Source organism: Rhodococcus ruber NBRC 15591 (assembly GCF_001894945.1).
Lineage (GTDB): Bacteria > Actinomycetota > Actinomycetes > Mycobacteriales > Mycobacteriaceae > Rhodococcus > Rhodococcus ruber.
Genome location: NZ_BCXE01000046.1, coordinates 1 through 23047 on the forward strand (window position 1 = coordinate 1; position 23047 = coordinate 23047).

Annotated in this window: 20 protein-coding genes and 1 tRNA gene; 12 read left to right on the plus strand and 9 right to left on the minus strand. The window is 70.5% G+C overall.

The window, feature by feature from the left end; genetic code table 11:
* Positions 1-168 precede the first annotated feature (168 nt).
* Complete coding sequence (locus tag RR3_RS24090) at positions 169-777, plus strand: hypothetical protein (protein WP_026137974.1); 609 nt, start codon at positions 169-171, stop codon at positions 775-777.
* Between the two features lie 56 nt (positions 778-833).
* Here the strand turns inward: RR3_RS24090 and RR3_RS24095 are convergent, their stop codons facing one another.
* A complete protein-coding gene (locus tag RR3_RS24095; RefSeq protein ID WP_010594847.1) occupies positions 834-1970 on the minus strand; it encodes a GIY-YIG nuclease family protein in 1137 nt (378 codons plus the stop codon).
* Between the two features lie 223 nt (positions 1971-2193).
* Between RR3_RS24095 and RR3_RS24100 the strand changes: the two genes are divergently transcribed.
* Positions 2194-2799 (plus strand): putative glycolipid-binding domain-containing protein, encoded by a 606-nt coding sequence (locus RR3_RS24100; RefSeq protein WP_081005295.1) that lies wholly within the window; start codon positions 2194-2196, stop codon positions 2797-2799.
* A 10-nt stretch (positions 2800-2809) separates the two neighbouring features.
* On the opposite strand, the gene RR3_RS24105 is transcribed toward RR3_RS24100, so the two are convergent.
* Both RR3_RS24105 and RR3_RS24110 read right to left on the minus strand, forming a co-directional pair.
* A complete protein-coding gene (locus RR3_RS24105) occupies positions 2810-4156 on the minus strand; it encodes an amidase (protein ID WP_064066497.1) in 1347 nt (448 codons plus the stop codon).
* The gene (locus RR3_RS24110; RefSeq protein WP_040273537.1) at positions 4144-5106 is read right to left on the minus strand and encodes a prephenate dehydrogenase; all 963 of its coding nucleotides are present in this window, start codon (positions 5104-5106) and stop codon (positions 4144-4146) included. Before RR3_RS24110 ends, RR3_RS24105 begins: the two co-directional genes overlap by 13 nt.
* Before the next feature lie 48 nt (positions 5107-5154).
* Here RR3_RS24110 and RR3_RS24115 point away from each other — a divergent pair, with 48 nt between their 5' ends.
* The 3 genes from RR3_RS24115 (at position 5155) to RR3_RS24125 (ending at position 6304) form a co-directional block, all read left to right on the plus strand.
* On the plus strand, positions 5155-5694 hold the full coding sequence (locus tag RR3_RS24115; protein ID WP_017681614.1) for a tRNA adenosine deaminase-associated protein: 540 nt from the start codon (positions 5155-5157) through the stop codon (positions 5692-5694).
* Positions 5695-6168 carry a nucleoside deaminase gene (locus tag RR3_RS24120; protein WP_010594850.1) on the plus strand — a complete coding sequence of 158 codons (474 nt, stop codon included), beginning with the start codon at positions 5695-5697 and terminating at the stop codon, positions 6166-6168. It abuts the gene before it with no gap.
* Positions 6169-6213: 45 nt separating this feature from the next.
* Positions 6214-6304: transfer RNA gene (locus RR3_RS24125), tRNA-Ser, on the plus strand.
* Between the two features lie 69 nt (positions 6305-6373).
* On the opposite strand, the gene RR3_RS24130 is transcribed toward RR3_RS24125, so the two are convergent.
* Both RR3_RS24130 and RR3_RS24135 read right to left on the minus strand, forming a co-directional pair.
* Complete coding sequence (locus RR3_RS24130; RefSeq protein ID WP_064066496.1) at positions 6374-7324, minus strand: sterol desaturase family protein; 951 nt, start codon at positions 7322-7324, stop codon at positions 6374-6376.
* Positions 7325-7400: 76 nt separating this feature from the next.
* On the minus strand, positions 7401-7976 hold the full coding sequence (locus RR3_RS24135) for a TetR/AcrR family transcriptional regulator (RefSeq protein ID WP_040273540.1): 576 nt from the start codon (positions 7974-7976) through the stop codon (positions 7401-7403).
* A gap of 96 nt (positions 7977-8072) precedes the next feature.
* On the opposite strand from RR3_RS24135, the gene RR3_RS24140 reads away from it, so the two are divergent.
* The 6 genes from RR3_RS24140 to RR3_RS24165 all read left to right on the plus strand — a co-directional run bounded on the left by RR3_RS24140 (position 8073) and on the right by RR3_RS24165 (position 16445).
* Entirely contained in the window at positions 8073-9071 is a 999-nt protein-coding gene (locus RR3_RS24140) for a hypothetical protein (RefSeq protein WP_064066495.1), read from the plus strand.
* Positions 9072-9172: 101 nt separating this feature from the next.
* Positions 9173-9634: an RrF2 family transcriptional regulator gene (locus tag RR3_RS24145; RefSeq protein ID WP_010594854.1), complete on the plus strand. Its 462-nt coding sequence runs from the start codon at positions 9173-9175 to the stop codon at positions 9632-9634.
* 96 nt (positions 9635-9730) lie between these two features.
* Positions 9731-10327: a TetR/AcrR family transcriptional regulator gene (locus tag RR3_RS24150; protein WP_026137973.1), complete on the plus strand. Its 597-nt coding sequence runs from the start codon at positions 9731-9733 to the stop codon at positions 10325-10327.
* Positions 10328-10364: 37 nt separating this feature from the next.
* Entirely contained in the window at positions 10365-12707 is a 2343-nt protein-coding gene (locus RR3_RS24155; protein WP_017681609.1) for an MMPL family transporter, read from the plus strand.
* Positions 12708-12789: 82 nt separating this feature from the next.
* Positions 12790-14517: an ABC transporter ATP-binding protein gene (locus RR3_RS24160; RefSeq protein WP_026137972.1), complete on the plus strand. Its 1728-nt coding sequence runs from the start codon at positions 12790-12792 to the stop codon at positions 14515-14517.
* Positions 14514-16445, plus strand: coding sequence for an ABC transporter ATP-binding protein (locus RR3_RS24165; RefSeq protein WP_064066494.1), 1932 nt, complete (start codon positions 14514-14516; stop codon positions 16443-16445). The genes RR3_RS24160 and RR3_RS24165 overlap by 4 nt, the downstream gene beginning before the upstream one ends.
* 103 nt (positions 16446-16548) lie before the next feature.
* Here RR3_RS24165 and RR3_RS24170 read toward each other — a convergent pair whose 3' ends face one another.
* The 4 genes from RR3_RS24170 to RR3_RS24185 all read right to left on the minus strand — a co-directional run bounded on the left by RR3_RS24170 (position 16549) and on the right by RR3_RS24185 (position 21674).
* A complete protein-coding gene (locus RR3_RS24170) occupies positions 16549-17745 on the minus strand; it encodes an MFS transporter (RefSeq protein ID WP_064066493.1) in 1197 nt (398 codons plus the stop codon).
* Between the two features lie 96 nt (positions 17746-17841).
* The gene (locus RR3_RS24175; RefSeq protein WP_064066492.1) at positions 17842-19158 is read right to left on the minus strand and encodes a WS/DGAT/MGAT family O-acyltransferase; all 1317 of its coding nucleotides are present in this window, start codon (positions 19156-19158) and stop codon (positions 17842-17844) included.
* Between the two features lie 37 nt (positions 19159-19195).
* Positions 19196-20140 carry an alpha/beta hydrolase gene (locus RR3_RS24180; RefSeq protein WP_017681606.1) on the minus strand — a complete coding sequence of 315 codons (945 nt, stop codon included), beginning with the start codon at positions 20138-20140 and terminating at the stop codon, positions 19196-19198.
* 16 nt (positions 20141-20156) lie between these two features.
* On the minus strand, positions 20157-21674 hold the full coding sequence (locus RR3_RS24185; protein ID WP_048773595.1) for a flavin-containing monooxygenase: 1518 nt from the start codon (positions 21672-21674) through the stop codon (positions 20157-20159).
* Positions 21675-21859: 185 nt separating this feature from the next.
* On the opposite strand from RR3_RS24185, the gene RR3_RS24190 reads away from it, so the two are divergent.
* Positions 21860-23047 carry a PucR family transcriptional regulator gene (locus tag RR3_RS24190; RefSeq protein ID WP_048773670.1) on the plus strand — a complete coding sequence of 396 codons (1188 nt, stop codon included), beginning with the start codon at positions 21860-21862 and terminating at the stop codon, positions 23045-23047.

The window sequence follows — 23047 nt, forward strand, 5'->3', positions numbered from 1 at the left end:
TGCATGTTCCGGCCCGTCCGCTCTTGTCCGCGGTCCGGCACAGGCGAATCATTGACTCCACGGTGGTCGCGATCGCCGGCCGTCGGGTGACGTCGGTGGTGGACGGCGACGGGTCGGCCACGGAAATCGTTTGGGTGCGGGCTCGTCCCGCACGCGGAGGCGATGGAGATGTTCATTCAGGTCTGGCAGGGAAAGGTCCGCGACGAGCAGGGGTTGAAGGACTGCCTGCAGCGGTGGACGGACGAGCTGCGCCCCGGCGCCGTGGGCTATCTGGGCAGCACGTCGGGATTCAGTGACGACGGCACCTTCGTGTCGGTGGCCCGGTTCGAATCGGAAGAGGCGGCCCGCCGGAACAGTGAACGTCCGGAGCAGGGCGAGTGGTGGGCCGAGGCGGAGCAGTGCTTCGACGGCGAGATCGTCGTCCACGACTGCCGCGACGTCGAGGTGTGGATGGAAGGTGGCTCCGACACCGCAGGGTTCGTTCAGGTGATGGAGGGGCACAGCCCCGATGTCGGGCGGATGAAGAGCCTGCTCGTGCAGAGCCAGGAACGGGTGCATCAGTTGCGACCCGAGATCATCGGCGGCACGTTCGCCACCTACGGCGACGACGGGTACGTCGAGACCATGTACTTCTCGTCCGAGGACGAGGCGCGTGCCCACGAACGGATGGAGATACCCGACGATCTGCGGCCGCTGCTGGAAGAGGAGATGCGGCTACAGGGCGATGTGCACTACTACGACCTGCACGCACCCATTCTCACCCCGAGCGGCAGGTGATCCGGGAGAACCGTCGGTAGGAAGTCCGGGCCGTGACGACACGGCCCGGACCAGGATCAGGGTCTCGGCCTGTGGGGCAGGGCCCGGGTGAGTCGCGGCGCCCAGCCGTGGGACGGCCAGCGCTTGAGCCCCAGCCGATCCGGCGTCAGACGGGTGTCGACGAAGAGCTTCTCGAGTTCGGGATCGGCGTCGCCGAGGAAGCGGTAGAGGATCGTGCCGCCGTTGTCCTCGGTGCGGGAGGCCGCTTCCCACCCGGTGGCCCGGTAGGCGCCGCGGACGATGTTGTCGGCGACGACCAGGATGGGCAGGCCGTCGATCCGGCGTGCCGACGCTCCGGCCGGCCACGGACGGTCGGCGAGCCCACGGACCTGCTCGGCGGACGCCGATTTCGCCTCGGTGATCCGGAGCACGACGCACGGCGTGGGCAGCTCGGGTGCGGCCTCCGCGGAGTACTGACGAATCAACTCCTCGACGGGACGGGCCACCCGGTCGGATTCCTCGGTGGCGCCGACGAGATTGGTCAGCACGATCTCGCCGTCGTGCGGTTCGAGCAACCCCAGTACCGAGACGAGGGCCTGCGCGGTGAAGCCGGCGGCGTGATCGGCGTCCACGGCCGGGGCCACCCGGTCGGCCACGACGTAGTGACCTACGGAGTAGCCGGAGTCGTAGACGGCACGGATCCGGCGCACGGCCGCGTCGGTTTCGGGGGTCTGTGCGGGCGCGGCTTCGCCGCCGGCGGCGAGTTTGTGGTCTTCGCCGAGCGCGGTCCAGGTCAGGACGAACAGCCGGTTCCCGCGGCCCTGCCCGACGTGCAGGACGGTATGGTCGCGCGGGTCGACGAGGGCGTACACGTAGGCACCGAGCTGTTCGACGACCGTCGCCGGCAGCGGGTCCGGGGTGGGGGTGCGGTCGTCGACGTCGGTGACGATCTCGCGCAGGACGGCCAGACGCAGCGCCACCGGCACGGTTCCGGCGGAGCCCCCGAACAGTTCGCGGTTGGCTGCATCGACAGAGCCGAAGGTGCGTCCGGTGTGGCGGGCCAGGGCGGCGAGCGCATGCGTGAACTCGGCAAGCCGCCGGCGAGGGTCCGCGGCGGTGTCGGGCAGCTCGTTGCTGGTCAGGAACATCTGGATCTCGGGGGACTCCAGGAGGATCTGGGCGATGTTCTGAGGAACTGTCCACACGGTACGCATGAGGCGACTGTAGGCCAGTCTTTCCCGGGCAGCGGGTTACGTGCTCAAACGCGCCGCACAAGGAGGTCGGTCACCGTGCGGACACCCCGTCGTGGTGTCGCGGACATGTCCCCGTGGTGTGACGGCAGACACGTTCGAAGGGGTCGTGTGCTACACGAAGGGCACGATTCCCGGCACCCCTGCTCCCCGGGAGTGGCTCGTCGCTTAACGTAGACACGTGAGCATCCCAGTCCCCGATGCCGCGCGGTCTGCGGCGAGCCCAGCATCGAACTGGCCCGCGATTCTGACGTGGCGGGCGTACGACGTTCCTCGGATGGAGTCGGTGCGTGTCCAACTGAGCGGCGATCGCATCAAGGCGGCGGGCCGGATCGTGGGCGCGCAGTGCGCGGAGCATCCCGCGTTCAGCGCGTCGTACGACCTCGTGACCGACGAGAACGGTGTCACGCGCCGGTTGTCGGTGCGCACGACCCTGGCCGCCGGTGAGAGGCACATGTCGATCAGCCGGTCCGAGGAGGGCATCTGGATGGTCGACAACGGCACCCAGCACCAGCGGTCGGCGTTCGGCGGTGCACTCGACGTCGACGTCATCCTCAGCCCGTTCTTCAATGCGCTGCCGATCCGCCGCTACGGGCTGCAGTCCGGCGCGGACGAACTCGAGGTGCCGGTCGTCTACGTGAATCTGCTCGATCTCGGCATCGAGGAGGCCACGCTCGTCTACAGCAGCGCAGCCGACGGCATCCACGTCCTGTCCCCGGTGTCCAGTTCGTCGGTGACGGTCGACGGCGATGGGTTCGTCGTGAACTACCCCGGCCTGGCGGGACGGATCTAGGACGGGTCGGTCAGGAGAGGTCGGTGCCCTCCACCGCCATCGCGAGTGCCAGAGCCGTGGACTCGCCGGGATGACTGCCGTGCCCGCCGGTCCCGGAGGTCAGCCCGACCACCTGTACGCCGATGGGGAGATCACCGCCGCCCGGAGCAAGGACGGACACCGCCGGTACGCCGAGCACGCTGAACGGGATGCACATCTGCAGCAGTGGCCCCCGCAGCGCCGCGGGATCGCTGTCGAGCGCGGCCGAGCGCAGCGGGGTCGTGACGGTGATCAGCGCATCCAGCCCGTCGTCGCGCCGTAGCCGGCGCAGGACGTCGCGGCGCAATCGGACGGCCGCCCGCACGGCCCGGACGTAGTCCGTCGCCGGACGGTCCCGCTGAGCCGCGAGCAGCGCCGCGGTGGCCGGCTGGTAGAGGTCCGGGTCGTTCTCGAACCAGCGCTGATGGGTTTCGTACGCCTCCGAGCCGGTGACGACGGGATAGACGCCGAGGAGGTCGTCGGTTTCCGGCAGGGGCACGTCCCGCACCTCGGCACCGAGATCGGTGAGGGTGCGGCAGGCGTCGTCGAGCGCGGACTCGAACGCAGCGGGCACGTCCCAGATGCCGCCGCGCAGCCGTCCGACCCGCAGTCCCGAGACGGGTGTGCGCAGGTGCGCGATTCCGGGCAGCGCGCCCCAGGCCAGGGCCGCGTCGAGGACGTCGCGGGCGAGCAGGCCCACATGATCGAAGGTGGTGGACAGGGGGAAGACCCCGTCGACCGGCAACGCGCCGAACGTGGGCTTGAGGCCGACGACGCCGCACAGCGCCGCCGGGGTGCGCACGCTGCACCCGGTGTCGGTGCCCAGTGCCAGCGGCACGATGCCCTTGGCGACGAGCGCCGCCGACCCCGAGGACGAGCCGCCGGTGATGCGGGTGGGATCGTGCGGGTGCCGGGCCGGCCCGGCCGCGTTGACCAGGCCGCTGGGCCCGTACGCGAACTCGTGCAGGTGGGTCTTGGCGACCACGACGGCGCCGGCCTCGCGGAGCCGCTCGACGATCCTGGCATCCTGCGCGGCCGGCGCCGCGTCGGCGAGGACCTTGCTGCCGCAGCGGGTCGGCATGCCCGCGACGTCGATGTTGTCCTTGACGGCGACGGCGACACCGTGCAGCGGACCGATCCAGTTGCCGGCCGCGAGCTCGGCGTCGGCGCGGGCCGCCGATTCGAGGGCCGCGCCGTCGTTGCGGGCGGCCACGAGATTCGACCACGGCGTGCCGTCGAGGGCGTCGAGGTCGGCCAGCACCTGCCGGACGTGTTCGGTGGCGGTCAGCTCGCCTTTCGCGAGTGCCGCGGTGGTGTCGCGCAGCGTCACCGCGTCCACACCTCGCCGCGACGACCCGCCTCGCGCAGTCGGGCGAGCCAGTCGTCGTCGCCGGGGACGACGCCGGTGACGGGTCGGCGGTCGCGTTGCTCGAACCGTCGCCGGGCGGCGTGACCAGCGGCGGTCAGCTCGGCGGTGCTGCCGTCGGCGAGCTGTTCCCGAGCGACCCGCAGCACCTCGAGGGTTTCGTCGAGGGCCGTGAGCAGCGCCGGGGCGTTGCCCTCACACATCGCGTCGACCAACGTGGGGGTGGTCCCGGCGACGCGGGTACCGTCGCGGAACGATCCCGCCGCCAGACCCAGCGCCAGGTCGCCGCCGGCGGCCCCGGACAGTGCCAGCGCCTCGGCGAGCAGATGGGGCAGGTGCGAGACGCGGGCGACCGCCGCGTCGTGCTCGCCCGATTCCGCGGGTACGACGACGGAACCGCAGTCGAGGGCGAGCTCGGCGACCTGCGTCCACACGTCGGGGTCGGTGCCCTCGTCGACGGTGACCACCCACACCGCGTCGCGGAACAGCTCCGCGAATCCCGCCGACCACCCGGACTCGGCGGTGCCCGCCATGGGATGGCCCCCGACGAAGCGTGCGGAGAGTCCGTGGGCGGCGACCAGGGCGGCGACCTGCGACTTGACGCTGACCACGTCCGTCAGCGCCACGTGCGGGGCGTGCTCGGCGACCGCCGCGAGCACGGCGCCGACTGCGGGTACGGGCACGGCGACGACGACGAGGGCGTCGGATTCCGCGGCGCGCCGCAGCGTGGCCGGCAGGTCGGTGGAGGCGTCGAATCCGTCGGCTCGGGCGGCCTCGACGGGCTCCGGCGAGCGGTTGTACCCCCAGGCCTCGCGGCCCGCGGCGACGGCCGCACGCAGCAACGATCCGCCGATCAGGCCGAGGCCGAGTACGCACACGGGCGGGGTGGACGCGGAGGTGGGCACCCGACCAGGTTGGCACATCGCCCGCTGGACTTCATTCACGGGACCGCGCCGACTACCGTTGCGCCCATGGCTGCGCAGCGTGCGGGGAACAAGAGTCCCTCCGTGAGTTCGACCGAGGATCTCGACGGGTTCGGGGTCGCCGTGACGCGGGAGGACGGTCGCTGGAAGTGCAAGGCACTGTCGGCGGCGGTGTTGACGAGCCTCGAGGTGGCCGACCGGGAGCTGCGCGAGTTGCGCAGCACCGGGGCGATCTTCGGGTTGCTCAACGTGGACGACGAGTTCTTCGTCATCGTCCGGCCGGCCCCGTCGGGCACGCGTCTGCTGCTGTCGGACGCGACGATGGCGGTCGACTACGACATCGCCGCCGACGTGCTCGATGCGCTGAACATCGAGATCCCGGACATCGACCCCGACGAGCTCGACGACATCGAGCCGTGGGAGGAGGGCGACCTGGGAATCCTGGCGGACCTGGGATTGCCGGAGCCGGTGCTGGCGGTGATCGCCGCCGAGACCGACCTGTATCCGGACGAGCAGATCGACGAGATCGCCCAGCGGCTCGGGTTCGACGATGTGCTCGCCACGGCGCTGGACAAGCTGCGCCGCTAGATGGGCCTGCGCGACGACGAGGCGCTGATCCGGGCCGCGCTGGAGGCGGCCGCCGCGGCGCCGGCCGGGGACGTGCCGGTGGGTGCCGTCCTGTTCGCCGCCGACGGGACCGAACTGGCCCGGGCGGCGAATTCGCGGGAGGCGACGGGCGACCCGACGGCGCACGCGGAGATCCTGGCGCTACGCGCGGCCGCGAAGGTGCACGGCGACGGCTGGCGCCTCGAGGGCACGACGCTGGCCGTGACGCTGGAGCCGTGCACGATGTGCGCGGGCGCGCTGGTGCTGGCCAGGGTGCATCGCGTGGTCTTCGGGGCGTGGGAGCCGAAGACGGGTGCGGTGGGGTCGCTGTGGGACGTGGTGCGTGATCGCCGGCTCACCCATCGTCCGCAGGTGCGCGGCGGGGTCCTCGAGAAGGAATGCGCCGCGGTGCTCGAGGACTTCTTCCGCGCGCAGCGGCTCCCGGAACCGTCGTGACCTGGGGATTTCAACTCCGGGACCGAATCCGGTAAAGTCGTGGGCGGTGGCGTGTCCGAGCGGCCTAAGGAGCACGCCTCGAAAGCGTGTGACGGGTAACCCCCGTCCGAGGGTTCAAATCCCTCCGCCACCGCCACGAACGGCCCCGATCCGATTCACCGGATCGGGGCCGTTGTCGTTCGTCGAATGTGCAGTTCTCGTCGGGTCACCCGGCGTGTCGTGACGACAACTGCGCACTCGTGACCGTGGCCGGGCGCGACGGCGCCCAGCCCGGAGGGCCGAACACGTACCCCAGCTTGTCGCGCCGGCGCGTCGCGGTACGCCAGTCGCGGGCGATGGCCTGGTATTCGTGCGTCTGCAGTCGCCAGATGTTGTAGGTGCCGACGGGCTTGGTGAGTCCGTACGTGGGGCGGTGGGTCTCGCGGCGGAAGGTGCCGAACAGGCGGTCCCAGAGGATCAGGATGCCGCCGTAGTTGCGGTCGAGGTATTCGGGGTCGCAGCCGTGGTGCACCCGATGGTGCGACGGGGTGTTGAAGACGAACTCGACGGGCCGGGGCAGCGTGCCCACCCGCTCGGTGTGCACGAAGAACTGGTACACGAGCGAGACGGAGAATCCGACGAACACCATCCACGGCGGGATGCCGAGGAAGGGCAGCGGCAGCCACATGAGGATCTCGCCGCTGTTGTTCCACTTCTGGCGCAGGGCGGTGGCGAAGTTGAAGTACTCGCTCGAGTGATGCGCCTGGTGGGTCGCCCACACCAGGCGCACCCGGTGTGCCGTCCGGTGGTACCAGTAGTAGAGCACGTCGATGCCGAGGATCAGGATCGCCCACGTGTACCAGGCGTCCGCCGGTAGGTGCCACGGTGCGAGATACACCCAGATCGCCGAGTAGCCGACGAGAGCCAGCACCTTCCACGCGGCGCTGGTGCCGATGGAGACGAGTCCCATGGAGATGCTCGTGCGTGCGTCACGGGCCTCGTAGCCACCGCGGGGCGGGCGGGTGTGCCCGTCGGCCCCGGGTTCGACGTGCTCGAGCGTGCGCGCGGCGGCCCACTCGAGAGCGAGGAACAGCAGGAACGCCGGGATGGCCAGCGCGACGGGGTCGTGCAGGGGCTCGAGCAGCGACGCCCAGGACGCCGTCAGGGTCTCCCACATTCGGTCCTCCGGGAGTGATGTGAACAGGCGTCCAATCTACCGGAATGTGTTGCCGGTCACTACGGAGGTCCGGCGGTCACCGGGGCAGCGGCCGGCCGTCGGGGCGCAGGCCGGCGAGGTAGATCGCGATCATCCGGGGCACGAGGCCGGGCACGACGTCGTCGACGAACCGCACGTGGGGGCGGGTGAGCCGGGCGACCGCCATGATCACCTCGATCGGCTGGACGTCGTCGCGGACGAGGCCTGCTCGCTGTGCGGCGTGGACGAGTTCGGTGACGCGCGCCTTGGTGCCCTCCCGGATCTCGAGGACGTCACCGGGCAGTTCCCGGTAGCTCTCGACGATGAGGGCCGGAATCAGGGCGCCGAGCCGCAGCCGGACGGCGGTGTCGACGAACTCGGCCCAGGCGCTTTCGGGATCCGACACCATCGCGGCGAGGGCGCGATCCGCGGCCGCGCCCGCTTCGGTGAGGGTGCGACGGGCCACCGCGTGCGCGAGATCGTCGCGCGTGGGGAAGTTGCGGTAGAGGGTGGCGATGCCGACGCCGGCACGCTCGGCGATGGCGTCGAGGGGCGCGTCGTGTCCCCGTTCGGCGAGCACGTCGCGGGCGGCGAGGATCAGGGCCTCGCGTCGGCGGGCGGCGTCGGCGCGCATGCACTCTCCTGTGGTCGGCGGGTTGACATCCCCGCTCCTACCGGAGGAATATACTCCACATAAACGGAGAGCAATCCTCCACTTCAAGGAGTCGTCATGGCCGCCCCGACCTCCTCCCCGGACCCCGCCACCGCCCGGCACGCTCCGCCCGACGCAGTTCGTGTCGTCGGTGTCGTGCTCGCGCTCACCGCCGTGATCGCCCTGATACTGTTCGCCTTCGCCGCCCCGGCGGTCGAGAGCGGCCCGCACGGGCTGAAGATCGGGGTGGCCGGGCCGGATCCGGCCGTCGCCCGGATCGAGGCCGGTCTCGCCGACGCCCGGCCCGGCGCGTTCTCGCCACAGCGATACGACGACGTGGAGGCGCTGCGCACGGCGATCGAGCAGCGTGCGGTCGTCGGCGGTCTCGCCGTCGAACCGGACGGGCCCGCGATGTATGTCGCCGGCGCGGGCGGGGCCCCCGTCGCGCAGGTGCTGACCGCCACGGCCGCCGGACTGTCGCAGACACTCGGGCGGCCCGTCCCCGTGCGCGACGTCGTGCCGCTGCCCGCCGACGACCCGGCCGGGGCCGGCCTGAACTCGCTGGCCCTGCCCCTGGTTCTCGGCGGTCTGGTGCCGGCGATCGCGCTCGTCAGGTTGTTCCCCGGGCGCGTCGGCCTGCGCGTGCTCGGCGCGATCGGCTTCGCGGTGCTCGCGGGGCTGACTCTCACTGCCGTCCTGCAGTTCGGGTTCGGCAGCCTGACCGGGAACTACTGGGCGACCGCGGGGGCGCTCGCGCTGAGCCTGGCCGCCGTCTCGCTGCCCCTGCTGGGCCTCGAGTCGCTCTTCGGCCTGCCCGGCTTCGGTGCCGGTGCGGTCCTGATGCTGTTCGTCGGCAACCCGCTGTCGGGCTTCGCGACCACCGCGGCGTGGTTGCCGCAGGGATGGGGTGCGTTCGGCCAGTTGCTGCCACCGGGCGCCGCGGGGACCGTGGTCCGCTCGGTCGCCTTCTTCGACGGACACGGCGGTGGGACGGCGGTGCTGGTGCTGAGCGCATGGGTCGTCGTCGGGCTCGCGCTGTGTGCGGCGTCGGCGCGTCGGCGCACGGTCACCGCGTGACCGGCGATCGCGGGACGGGACTCGCGCGCTTTTCCCCCGGTTTGGTAGGAATTCTGTGTCCGTCGCCGCCGGCGGCGCAGGATCGAACCGAGGAGCGCGACGTGCACATCACCGCCCGGGTGGACTATGCCGTGCGCACGCTGCTCGAACTCGCGGCGGCAGGCGAGGCGCCCGCCAAGGCCGAGAACCTGGCGCGGGCGCAGAACATCCCGCACAAGTTCCTCGAGGCGGTGCTCGGCGACCTGCGCCGGGGCGGGCTGGTGCGCAGTCGCCGCGGCCCGGAGGGTGGGTACTGGCTGGCGCGGCCGCCCGAGAAGATCTCCGTCGCGGACATCATCCGCACCGTGGAGGGCCCGCTCGCGTCGGTGCGCGGCCAGCGGCCGGAGGACGTGGTCTACACCGGACCGGCCGAACGCCTGCGCGACGTGTGGATCGCGGTGCGGGTGAATCTGCGGGCCGTCCTCGAGGAGGTCACCCTCGCCGACGTCGTCGCGGACGATCTTCCCGGGTTCGTGTCCGACCTGACCGCCGATCCGGGCGCCTGGGAGCGACGCCGCACGTGAGCGCCGCCACACCGTGCGGAGCGGTGTGGGCAAACACATATTCTTGCAGGACTCTGCAAATTTGCAGGACTCTGCAAGGTGCGTACCGTGGAAGACGTGACCACTTCGCCCGGCCTGCGCGACCGCAAGAAGGCCGCCACGCGAGCAGCGCTCGTCGCGGCCGCGGCCGACCTCGCGCGGGAGAGGGGGCTCGACGGTGTCACGGCCGACGCCATCGCCGCCCGGGCCGGGGTGTCCACCCGCACCTTCCACAACTACTTCGCCGGTAAGGAAGAGGCCGTCCTCGCGCACCTCGAGGGGTTGGTGCACGCGTGGGTCGGGCGCCTGCACGCGCGGCCCGCCGGTGAGCCCGTGTGGGAATCGATGGAAGCCGTTGCACGGGAAATAGTTTCGGATCCCGGCGGTGACTTCGTCGAGCTGTGCACGACCATGGAGCTGCTCGAACAGAGCCCCGCCCTGCTGGCGCGCCGCGTCGAGATGGAAGTGCGCGCCTCGCAACTGCTCGTCGAGGCCATCGCCGAGCGCACCGGCACCGACCCCCGGGTCGACCTGTATCCGAGCCTGGTCCGCTACGCCGCGGTCTCGGCCATGAAGTCGGCAGTCGAACTGTGGCTCGCCGGCACCTCGGGGGCGACGTCCCCGGAGGAGCTCGTCCGAGCCGCCTTCGAGCAACTGCGACAAGGCCTTTCCTAAGACATCTGCACGACACATCCGGAAGACGAGGTTCCCCGTGGCGACCTATCTCTATCGGATCGGCAAGTTCGCCTATCGGCGAAAAGGCACGGTCCTCTCCCTCTGGCTGGCGATCCTCGTCCTCTTCGGAGTGGGTGCGGCCACCCTGTCCGGGCCGACGACCGACTCGTTCTCCATCCCGGGCACCCCCGCGCAGCAGACGCAGGACCTGCTCGCCGAACGGTTCCCGAACGCCGAGGACCCGATGAACGCGCTCAGTGCCCGCTACGTGTTCGCCGCCCCCGAAGGCGGGACCCTCGACGAACCGCAGAACCTCGCGGCGATGAACGAGGTGCTCGCGGCGATCCGCGGCATCGACAAGGTGGCCGCTGCCGCCAAGATCGACCCGGCAGTCGCCACCCCCGAGCAGCAGGCCGCCGTCCTCGTCGACCCCGTCGCCGCGAACGCCGGTCTCGTCGAACGGATGAAGGCCGCCGCGGAGCAGCAGGGCAAGCCGGAGGAGACCGCGCTCGCCGACGCGGCCGCGCTGTCGCCGCTGAGCCCGGACCGTACCGTCGGCTTCGTCACCGTCCCGTTCGAGGGCGGCTTCGGCGACGTCGACGACACGATGCGTGAGCAGATCGCCGCGGCTGCGGAGATCGGCCGGGACGCAGGGCTGAACGTCCAGGTCAGCGGAACCGCCGCCGCGGAGGCCGAGATGCCCGGTGGCGTCACCGAACTCATCGGCATCGGCATCGCCGCCGTCGTCCTCGCCATCACCTTCGGCTCGCTCGTCGCCGCGGGCCTGCCGTTGATCACCGCCATCATCGGCATCGCCATCGGCAGCCTCGGAATCACCGTCGCCACCGGTTTCGCGGACCTGAGCTCGATGACCCCGACGCTGGCGATCATGATCGGTCTCGCCGTCGCGATCGACTACTCGCTGTTCATCGTCTCCCGGTTCCGCCACGAGATCACCGTCACCGCCGACCGGGCCGAGGCGGCCGGACGTGCCGTGGGCACCGCAGGCTCGGCCGTCGTGTTCGCCGGCCTGACCGTGATCATCGCCCTGATGGCGCTCAGCGTGGTGGGGATCCCGTTCCTGTCCGCGATGGGGTACGCGGCCGCATTCACGGTGTTCATCGCCGTGCTCATCGCGATCAGCCTGCTGCCCGCGATCCTCGGCCTGTTCGGGCGCAAGGCGTTCGCCGGCCGCATCCCGGGCCTGAAGGACCACGATCCGGAGGCCGACACCGACACCCCGAGCGCCGCCCAGCGCTACATCCGCTGGGCCACCGGCAAGCCGCTGATCCCGCTCGTCGCCGGCGTGCTGCTGCTCGGCATCCTCGCGCTGCCCGGCGCGAACCTGCAGCTCGCCCTGCCCACCGAGGCGACCGGCGACCCGAAGACCAGCGCCCGGCAGGCCTACGACCTCGTGAACGAGGCGTTCGGTCCCGGCCGCAACGGTCCGCTGCTCGTCGTCGCCGACGCCCGCGAGACCACCGTCGCGCCGCAGGAGGCGTTCGGGGAGGTCGTGCAGCGCCTGTACGAGCAGGACGAGGTGGTCAACGCCCAGGTCGTGGCGGTCAACGAGGCCGGTGACACCGCGCAGATCATGGTCACCCCCCGGTCGGGCCCCAGCGAGCCGGCGACGATGGATCTCGTCTCGAGCATCCGCGACCAGGAGGCCCAGCTGAACGACGAGATCGGCGTCTCCTACGGCATCACCGGACAGACCGCCCTCGAGGGCGACGTGTCCGAAACCCTGCAGAGCGCGCTCGTCCCGTATCTCGCGGTGGTCGTCGGGCTCGCGTTCATCCTGCTGATGCTCGTGTTCCGGTCGATCCTGGTGCCGCTGACCGCGACCCTCGGATTCCTGCTCAGCGTCCTGGCGACGTTCGGCGCCACCGTGGCGGTCTTCCAGGAGGGCTGGGGCGGGCTCGTCTCCAACCCGCAGCCGATCGTCAGCTTCATGCCGATCTTCCTCATCGGTGTGGTGTTCGGGTTGGCGATGGACTACCAGGTCTTCCTGGTGACCCGCATGCGGGAGGAATTCGTCCACGGCGCCTCCGCGAAGGAGGCCGTGCGGATCGGGTTCGCCCACGGCGCCCGGGTGGTCACCGCCGCCGCGGTCATCATGATCTCGGTGTTCGCGGCCTTCATCGCGGAACCGAACTCGTTCATCAAGTCGATCGGCTTCGCGCTCGCCGCCGCCGTGTTCTTCGACGCGTTCGTCGTGCGCATGGTGATCATCCCGGCGGTGATGGCGCTCCTCGGCGACAAGGCCTGGTGGCTGCCGAAGTGGCTGGACCGCATCCTGCCGAACGTGGACGTCGAGGGCGAGAAGCTCCGCCGTGAGCTGACCGCCCCCGAGCCCACCCGCGAGCCGGCGCACACATGACCGGGCCCGGGCACCTCTTCCGTTCCCGCGGGGGCGGAAAAGGTGCCGGGAACCGGGCCCCTGCACCGGTAGCGTGGTGATCATGCTGGTCCGGTTGCTCCTGCGGTTCCTGCGCCCGCACCGCGGGGCGCTGCTCGCGGTGGTGCTGCTGCAGACGGTGGCCACCGGCACCATGCTGATCCTGCCGGCCCTCAACGCCGACCTGATCGACTACGGCGTCGCCCGCGGCGACATCGGCTACATCCTGACCACCGGCGCGGTGATGCTGGCGATCAGCTCGGTGCAGATCGGCTGCTCGATCGGTTCGGTGTACTTCGCGGCGCGCACGGCCATGGCGGTCGGCCGCGACGTGCGGCTCGCCGTGCTCCGTCGCGTCGGCGAGTTCTCCGCCCGCGAGTTCGGCCGGTTCGGCGCGCCGTCGCTCATCACCCGCAACACCAACGACGTGCAGCAGGTGCAGATGCTCGTGCTGATGAGCTGCACCATCGTGGTGATGGCCCCGATCATGGGCATCGGGGGCATCGTCATGGCGCTGCGCGAGGACGTCGGCACGTCGCTGGTACTCGTCGCCGCCGTGCCCGTCCTCGCAATCACCATGTTCGTCCTGATCGCGCGGATGGTGCCGGCGTTCCGCGTGATGCAGGTGCGCATCGACGCCGTCAACCGGATTCTCCGCGAACAGATCACCGGGATCCGCGTGGTGCGCGCGTTCGTCCGCGAGCCCACCGAACGGGAGCGGTTCGAGGTCGCCAACGGGGAACTGACCGACACCGCGTTGCACGTCGGCCGCATCAACGCCCTGCTGTTCCCGCTCGTGATGCTCATCGCGAACGCCACGAGCGTGGCCGTGCTGTGGTTCGGTGGCCACCGGATCGACACCGGCGACATGCAGGTCGGGTCTCTCACCGCGCTGCTGAGCTACATCATGCAGATCCTCATGGCGGTGATGATGACGTCGTTCGTGGCGATGATGGCGCCGCGCGCGGCCGTGTGCGCCGAGCGGATCCTCGACGTGCTCGACACCGAATCGTCGCTGCCGACGCCGGCCCGGCCCGTCCGCACCCTCGCCACCCCCGTGACCCTCGAGCTGCGGAGTGCGGCGTTCGCGTACCCCGGTGCCGACGCGCCCGTCCTGCGCGACGTGACGTTCCGGGCCGAACCAGGCAGCACGACCGCCGTGATCGGTGGTACCGGCTCCGGCAAGACGACCCTGCTCCGGCTGATCCCGCGGCTGATCGACGTCACCGCCGGCGCGGTCCTGGTGGGCGGCACCGACGTGCGCGAGCTGGACCCGCAGGTGCTGCGCTCCGCGATCGGTCTCGTACCGCAGCGGGCCTACCTGTTCTCCGGCACCGTCGCCGAGAACCTGCGGTACGGCCGCGCCGACGCCACCGACGACGAACTCTGGCACGCCCTCGAGGTCGCGCAGGCGGCGGACTTCGTCCGGGCGATGCCGGAGGGACTCGACACCCTCGTCGCCCAGGGCGGCACGACGGTCTCGGGCGGACAGCGTCAGCGCCTGGCCATCGCCCGGGCGCTGGTCCGCCGGCCGTCGATCTACCTGTTCGACGACGCGTTCTCGGCTCTGGACCAGGCCACCGACGCGCGGCTGCGGGAGGCGCTGTTCCCGGAGACCCGCGATGCGTGCGTCGTGGTCGTCGCGCAACGGGTGTCCACGGTGCTCGACGCCGACCGCATCGTCGTCCTCGACGGCGGGGCCGTCGTCGGCTCGGGCACGCATCTGGAGTTGCTCGCGAGCTGCCCGACCTACGCCGAGATCGTCGAGTCGCAGCGCATGGTGAACGCATGACCGAGCGCAAGGAGGCGGGACCGCGGCTCGGGGGTGTGGACCCGGGCGCCCCGGAGAACCGGGCTCGGCAGAAGTGGCCGGCCACCAAACGGCTCGTCGGCCTGTTGCGGCCGCATCGGTGGGCCGCATCCGTGGTGCTCGTGCTGGCCGTGCTCGGGGTGGTGGCGTCGTCGGTGGCGCCCCGGGTTCTCGGTCACGCAACCGACCTGATCTTCAGCGGGGTGATCGGCCGGCAGCTGCCGGCCGGGTTGTCGAAGGAGCAGGCCGTCGAGGCGCTGCGTGCGCAGGGACGTGACCAGTTCGCGGAGATGGTGTCGGCGATGTCGCTCGTGCCGGGCGCGGGTATCGACTTCGCCGCCCTCGGCCGCACCCTCGTGTTCGTGCTCGCGCTGTATCTGCTGTCGTCGGGCCTGATCTGGCTGGCGGCGTACGGGCTCAACGAGATCGTCCAGCGCGTCATCCGCGACCTGCGAACCCGGGTGGAACGCAAGGTGCATGCGCTGCCGCTGCGGTATTTCGACTCCCACTCCCGCGGTGACCTGCTCAGCCGCGTCACCAACGACATCGACAACATCTCGCAGGGTCTGCAGCAGTCGATCAGCCAGCTGGTGCTGTCGGTGCTCACCCTGCTCGGCCTCGTCGTGATGATGGTGTGGATCTCGCCGCTGCTCGCACTCGTCGCGATCCTCATGGTGCCGGCGTCGGTGGTGGTGACGGCGGTGGTGGCGAAGCGGTCGAAGCGGCACTTCGTGACCCAGTGGAAGACCACCGGCAACCTCAACGGTCAGATCGAGGAGGCCTTCACCGGCCACGAACTCGTCACCGCGTTCGGCCGCACCGCCGAGGTCGAGCGCCGCTTCACCGAAACCAACGACGAACTGTTCCGGGCCGGGTTCCGGGCCCAGTTCGTCTCCGGGCTGGTGATGCCGCTGGTGATGTTCATGAGCAATCTCAGCTACGTCGCGATCGCCGTGCTCGGCGGGTTGCGGGTCGCGTCGGGCACCGTCAGTCTCGGCGAGGTGCAGGCCCTGATCCAGTACTCGCGCCAGCTCGGCCAGCCGCTCGGTCAGATCGGCGCGATGGTCAATCTGCTGCAGTCCGCGGCGGCGTCCGCCGAGCGGGTGTTCGAGATCCTCGACGAACCCGAGCAGGAACCCGATCCGCCGGCCCCGGTTACCCCGTGGGGGCGGTACGGCCTGGTCGAGTTCGAGGACGTCTCGTTCTCGTACCTGCCGGAGCGGCCGCTCATCGAGCATCTCGACCTGCGGGTCGAGCCGGGGCAGATGGTCGCGATCGTCGGACCGACCGGCGCCGGCAAGACCACGCTGGTGAACCTGATCCTGCGCTTCTACGAACTGGATTCGGGACGCATCCTCGTCGACGGCGTGGACATCACGACCATGAGCCGCGACGAGCTGCGCTCGCGCATCGGGATGGTGCTGCAGGACACCTGGCTGTTCGGCGGCACCATCCGCGACAACATCGCCTACGGCCGGCCGGACGCCACCGAGGACCAGATCCTCGAGGCCACACGCATCAGCTACGTCGACCGGTTCGTGCGGTCCCTGCCCGACGGCTACGACACCGTGATCGACGAGGACGCCGGCAACATCAGCGCGGGGGAGCGGCAGCTGATCACCACCGCCCGCGCCTTCCTCGCCCAACCGTCCATCCTGATCCTCGACGAGGCCACCAGCTCGGTCGACACCCGCACCGAGTTGCTCGTACAGCATGCGACGGCGGTGCTGCGCCGCGATCGCACCAGTTTCGTGATCGCGCATCGGCTCTCGACCATCCGCGACGCGGACCGGATCGTGGTGATGGAACACGGACGCATCGTCGAACAGGGCACACACGACGAGCTCCTCGAGGCGGGCGGCGCCTACTTCCGCTTGTACGACGCGCAGTTCCGCGCCCTCGTGGAGTGAGGGTCGGCAGCATCGTCGCGCCGGTTGTGGATCCGCGCGCGGCATTGCCGGAGCGGATTCCGGAGGGGCGAGCGAATTTCCGGCGGGAGGGCCGGGCCGTCCTTCACCCGTGCGGCACGTCGGCGGCGCGGGGGTGCTCGGCGACGGCCAGCCGCCGGGCCCGCACCACGGCGACCACGAACGCCGGGACGGCGAGCGCGAACAGCGGCAGGCTCGCGCCGGTGGCGGGCTCGAGCACCACGAGCAGCACCGGCAGGGCGAAGCCCAGGTAGGTGCCGACGTAGAAGACACCGGTCAGCGTCCCGCGCGCAGTCTTGGGCGCGAGCGACTCGAGGTCGAGCAGTCCCTCGCGCAGGCACAGCCCGTAGGCCACCCCGAGCACGGGTGCCGCGACGGGCAGCAACCACAGCGGCGGGTGCGCTCCGCCGGCGCCGACGAGGAGGAACCCGAGCCCGGCGAGGACGGCGCCGACCGTCCCGGCCCGCGGCCCCCACTCCCGGCGCCGCGCCGCCGCCTGCACGACGATCCCGGAGCCCAGGGCGAGCAGCGCCGCGGCGCCGGTCAGTGCCGGTCCCGCGTACTCGCTCGACACGCGGGCCGGGAAGGTCACGAACGCGACAGTGACGCAGGCGAACACCCAGGGCGCCAGCGGTAACGACCAGGACAGTGCGGCGGCCACCGACCGTCCGTGCCCCGGCACGACCGGCTGCAGGTCCGCCGCCGCGTAGTGCGCGGACCGGCTCCACACCGCCGCGGCGGCCACGGCCGCCGCCGACAACGCGGCCGAGAGTACGAAGGGGAGGGACAGCGGCCGCGGGCCGAACTCGGCGAGCAGACCGGACACGAAGGGCCCCAGGGCGAATCCGGAGCTGAGGGCCACGCCGGCGAGCACCGTGCCGACCTTCCCGCGCAGGTCCGTGGCCCACGCGGTCCCCGCCCCGATGGCCAGGCCTGCGCCGATCCCGACGACGAGACGGCCCGCGACGAGCCCGGCGGCGTCGTGCCGGACGAGGAGCAGCACGGTACCGGCGAGGGCGATCGTCGCACCGGGGAGCACGACCGCGGCTCGGCCCACCCGGTCCGAGAGGGCACCGCCGCCGACCAGGCCGGGCAGCAGTCCGAGCGCGTAGATGCCGAACACCCCGTCGAGCAGTGCGTGCGAGAGACCTTCGTGCTCGCGCAGGACGGGGATCATCGCGGCGAAGTGGTTCGCCGCCCACCCGGTGGTGACGAGGACGGCCAGCACGCCGGCCAGGGCCCGGCTCAGCTGTCGTGCCGGTGCGGGCGGTGCTGCGGTCATCGTCTGTCCTCTCGCCGGGGCCGGACCCGTCACGCTAACCGACCGGCCGCTCGGGCCGGACCGGTGGATGCTCCTGGGGACGTCGAGCGGTGGCGATCAGCTCAGTGCCGCCAAACCGGCGTCCAGACCGCCGAGCATCCGCTGAAGGTGAGGAACGTTGCGCCGGCAGGCGATCAGACCGAACTCGATGTTGTCGGCGTAGCTGAGCACTGTGATGTTCAGCGCTTGGCCTTCCACCGGCATCGACACCGGATACCAACTTTCCATCGTCGCGTCGCCCCAGAAGAGTCGCTTGCGTGGCCCGGGCACGTTGGAGATCACCACGTTGTACGGCGGCGCCGCGACCGATGTGAAGCCGGGCACGGCGGCCAGGCCGGTGGGACCGATCGAGGTCAGCATGCCGATCGTCGAAAGCTGGAGCGCGCTGCGCCCGCGCATCACCTCCTTGGCGGCCAGCATGGAGGCCTGGATGCGGTGCAGGCGTTCCACCGGGTCGGCGACGTCGGTGGCCAACCGGCACAGCACCATCGTGACCGCGTTGCCGTCACCCTCGGTGCGTGGCAGAGCCACCGGCACCGCGGCGACCAGTGACTTCTCCGGTAGGTCGGCGGTGCTGGAGAGATACTCGCGCAGCGCGCCCGAACACATCGCCAGCACCACGTCGTTGATGGTCGCGCCGTGGCGCTCGGCCACCGCGGCGATCGCGGCCATCGGCCACGATTGGGCGGCAAAGCGTCGCGCCCCGGTCAGCGGGCGGTTCAAGACGGTCTTCGGGGCGGTGAACGGCAACGCCGCATCGGGTGTGCGCAGCCCCTTGGTGACCACTTGCGCCGCCGCGGGCAGGACACCGGCGAGGTCCTTGACGAAACCGCGCGGGCGGGCCGGATCACGGGTCGCCCGCGGCCGCGGGCCCCACAGCGGGCGCGGTGTGCCGGTCGGCTGGTCCGACAGCATGGCCGCGGTGCTGCGGACCGCGTTCACACCGTCGGTCAGCGCGTGGTGCACCTTGCCGTACACCGCGAACCGGTTGTCGTCGAGTCCCTCGATGAGGTGGAACTCCCACAGCGGCCGGTGCCGGTCGAGCAGTGTGCCGTGCAACCGCGACACCAGGGCCAGCAGTTCGCGCACCCGGCCGGGCCGCGGCAGCGCCGAATGCCGCACGTGGTAATCGAGGTCGACGTCGTCGTCGTCTGCCCAGCGCAGCGCCCCCGACAGCGGGCCCGGCCAGGCCGGTTTGCGCCGGTACATCCCCGCCGGCTCGGTGCTTTCGAGCAGCCGTCGATACAGATCGTGCACATAGTCGGGTGGGGCACCGTCGGGCAGCCGGAACACGTGCAGGCCGCCGACGTGCATGGGGTGTTCACGGGTTTCCGACGCCAGGAACATCGCGTCGGACGGGGTGATGAATGTCATGGCGGAACCTCGTTCGGAATGTCCTCGGTGTCGAGCGTCAGCGGCTCGGCGGAACGGCGACGGTCGGCAGGGTCCGCGCCGGCTCGAGGACGCGGGTGAGGAAGCCGATCTGGTCACGCAGCATCCGTTGCTGCCAAGGGCCGTCGTAGACGTCGAAGTGATCGACGGGGTACTCGCACAACAGTGCAGAAGCTCCGGCCTTCTTCGCGGTCCTGCGCGCGGCGACGGGGGGTGCGACACGGTCGTGTGTGCCCACCTGCAGGAGGATCGGGCGGCCGAGGCGGCCGGCATGGGTGAGGGGACGGTTCACGGGCACCTCCAGTGCTGTGCGCGCGCAGATCTCGTTCCGCCACGTCGGGCCGGCGATGGAGGTGTAGGCCTCCTCGGCGCCGGGGGTGCTGATGATCGCCACCTTTCCCGGCTGTGCCACCACCGGGATGTGGTGCGGTCGGCGCCCGGCGATCCGGCGAGCGAGGTCGCGCAGCCCGTGGCCGGTGGTGCGCACCAGTTGGCCGGCTCCGGCGTAGCGGGCGATCTGCACCGCCGCTGCCAGCCCGTCGGTCGCCGGGGTCATCGATACGATCGCCGCGACCCGCCTGTCCTGGGCGGCGACTGCGATGACATGACCACCGGAGTACGACGTTCCCCACAATGCGATTCGATCGGCGTCCACGCCGGGCAGGTGACGGGCGGCGGCGATCGCCGCGTGATAGTCCTGGCGCTGACGTCGGAAGGAAACGTCCTGGCGCGGTGTTCCTTCCGAATCGCCGAAGCCACGGTAGTCGAACACCAATACGTCGATTCCGTGGTCGGCGAACCCCTCGGCATAGCCGATCAGGCCGGTGTCCCGGGTGCCGCCGAAGCCGTGTGCCATCACCACGCACGGGCGTCCGGCCGCGCCGGCCAGCATGTCGGAGACGGCCGGAATATGCCAGGCCGCGCAGGCGACGCCGTGACTGGGGAAGGTCAGATTCTTCTTCATCTCGGTCGCTCCGTTCCTACGACGCGACGGCAGCCGTGCGGCTGGGTGCGAACTCGAGCGCCGGATCCTCGACCGGCCCGCGACGCAGCCGTTCGACGTCCTTCTCGTAGGCCATCTGTACCGTCCACGGGCCGCTGGTGCCGCCGCGCGGGAACCTCGCGATGGCCCGCTGGACATATCCCGAGCTCATGTCGACCACGGGGACACGGTCCATGTGCGGATCGTCGAGCACTGGTTCGACGGTGCCGTAGCCGTGGCTCTCCATGTAGTCGAGCAGTCGGCAGAAGTGCTCGCACACCAAGTCGACTTTGAGTGTCCAGGAGATGTTCGTGTATCCCAGTGCGAACACGAAATTCGGGACACCCGACAACATCATCGCCTTGAAGACCGTCGTGTCGGGCAGGTTCACAGGCCGCCCGTCCACGCCCAGTGCGATCTTTCCGAACGGTGTCATGTTGAGTCCGGTCGCCGTGACGACGATGTCGGCGGCCAACTCCTGACCCGATTCCAGCAGAATCCCTTCCTTGGTGAACCGTTCGATCCGGTCGGTCACCACCGAGGCCTGCCCGGCGGATATCGCCTTGAACAGATCCCCGTCGGGTACCATGCACAGGCGCTGGTCCCACGGGTTGTAGCGCGGGGTGAAATGGGTGTCCACGTCGAAGCTCGCGGGTAGCTGCCGGCGCACGTTGGCGATCAACAGCGTGCGCATGAGCTTGGGCGCGAGCCGGCAGGCCTTGTAGATCCCGCGGTTGAGCATGATGTTCTTGCGCCGGATGATCCGGTGGGCGCGGGCGGGACCGACCACTTTGTTCAGGGTGTTCGCGATCGCGTCCTCGGCCGGGATCGAGAACACGTAGCTCGGGGAGCGCTGCAGCATCGTGACGTGACCGGCCTTGCCGGCCATCGACGGGATCAGCGTCACGGCGGTGGCGCCGGAGCCGACGACCACCACGCGCTTGCCGGCGTAGTCGAGATCCTCGGGCCAGTGCTGCGGGTGGATCAGTCGGCCCGCGAACTCCTCCGCGCCCTCGATTCGAGGCGTGAAGCCTTCCTCGTAGTCGTAGTAGCCGGTGCCCAGGAACAGGAATCGCGCGGTGAAGTGCACGGGTTCGGCACTGCCTGCCTGCTGCGCGGTGACGGTCCAGCGTCCGTCCGCCGAGGAGAACTCTGCGGCGCTGACCCGGTAGCCGAAACGAATGTGCTCGTCGAGACGGTTCTCGGTGACGGTCTGCCGCAGGTAATCCATGATGATGTGCCCGTCCGCGATCGACTTCCGATGCGTCCACGGTTTGAATTCGTAGCCGAAGCTAGGCATATCCGAATCCGAGCGGATGCCCGGATAGCGGAACAGGCTCCACGTGCCGCCGATCGAATCCCGGCCTTCCAGGACTGCGAACGTCGTACCGGGACGGCGTGTCCGGAGGTGATACGCCGCGCCGATGCCGGAAATGCCGGCGCCGACGATCAAGACGTCGAAATGCGTGTCTTCCGTGTGGTGACCGCTCTGCTCGGTGGTCGTCGGGGTGCTCATGGTCGGTCTCCTCGAGCGGTGTGCTGGTGTGTGACGGCATTCACAGTAGAACCGCAACAGCACGCGCTGACATGTCTACCGGCACACTCTTTCCGCACCGATATGTGCTGTGGCACACTTGTATCGTGCTCCATGCGGCAGTGGCGCCCGAAGTTGTTTCCCTCGTCGGTGACGTCGCCGAACTGATGCTGCGCGAAATCGATCAGCTCGTCGCCGAGATGGACGCCGCCGAGGTGGCGGTGGCCCCGATGCTGGGCGCAGACGCGGCGATCGCCGCGGAGATGTCGGCAAGCAATCGCGCCAACGCCGCGCGCCTGCTGACCACCCTCGCCCGGCGTGAGGTCGGGGGCGCGCCGATCGACGTGCCACCCGAAGCCCTCGACGTCGTCCGCACCGTCGTGCGTCGCGGCATCGACCTCGAGGTGATCTACCAGGCCTACCGCCGGGGCCAGAACGTCGCCTGGCAGCGGTTTCTGGCTCATGCCGGACGGATGGTCCCACCGGGGCCGCAGTTCGTGGAGTTGTTGGAGGTCACCTCGCAGCTGATGTTCGACTACGTCGACCACGTGGTGAGCCGTGTCATCGCCGACGCCCAGCGGGAACGCGAGGAGGTGCTCGGCGGCGCGCTGGCCCGCCGCGCCGAGACCGTGCATCTGATCCTCGACGGCGCCCCGATCGACCCCCGCCGAGCCAGTGAACGCCTCGGATATCAGCTCGCTCGCCACCACACCGCACTCGTCCTGTGGGCCGAACCGGCGGGCGGCACGCAGGGGGCACTGGAGTCCGCCGCGACGCTGCTGGCCCAGGCCGCCGGCGCCCGCACACCCCTCACCCTGCCCGCGGGCACCTCGACGCTGTGGGCGTGGCTGGGCACCGGATCCGAACCTGCACTCGACGCGCTGCGCGAAGCAATAACCAAGGCGCAGCCGAACATTCGGGTGGTCGTCGGTCCCGCCCGAGTGGGCATCGACGGCTTCCGTCGATCACATGACGCGGCACTGACCATGCACCGCCTGCTCAGCGGGCAACGCGGCGGCGACCGCGTCGCGCTCTACCGCGAGTTCGAAGTCACCACGTTGGCCGCTCGAGACCTGGATCGGGCGGCCGAATTCGTCGCCACGACGCTGGGTCCGCTCGCTGCGGACACGCCCGGTGCGGCGCGTCTCCGCCAGACATTGCGGGTGTTCCTCGAGGAAGCCGAAAACGCCCCTCGCACCGCCGCACGCCTGCACACCCACCGCAACACCGTCCTCCAGCGTGTCACCCGGGCAACCGAACTGCTCGGACACCGCCCCGGCGCGCGCCGGCTTCCCGTCGAGCTCGCCTTGGAGCTGGCTCACCATCTCGGGCCACGACTCCTGGCCCGTGATTGA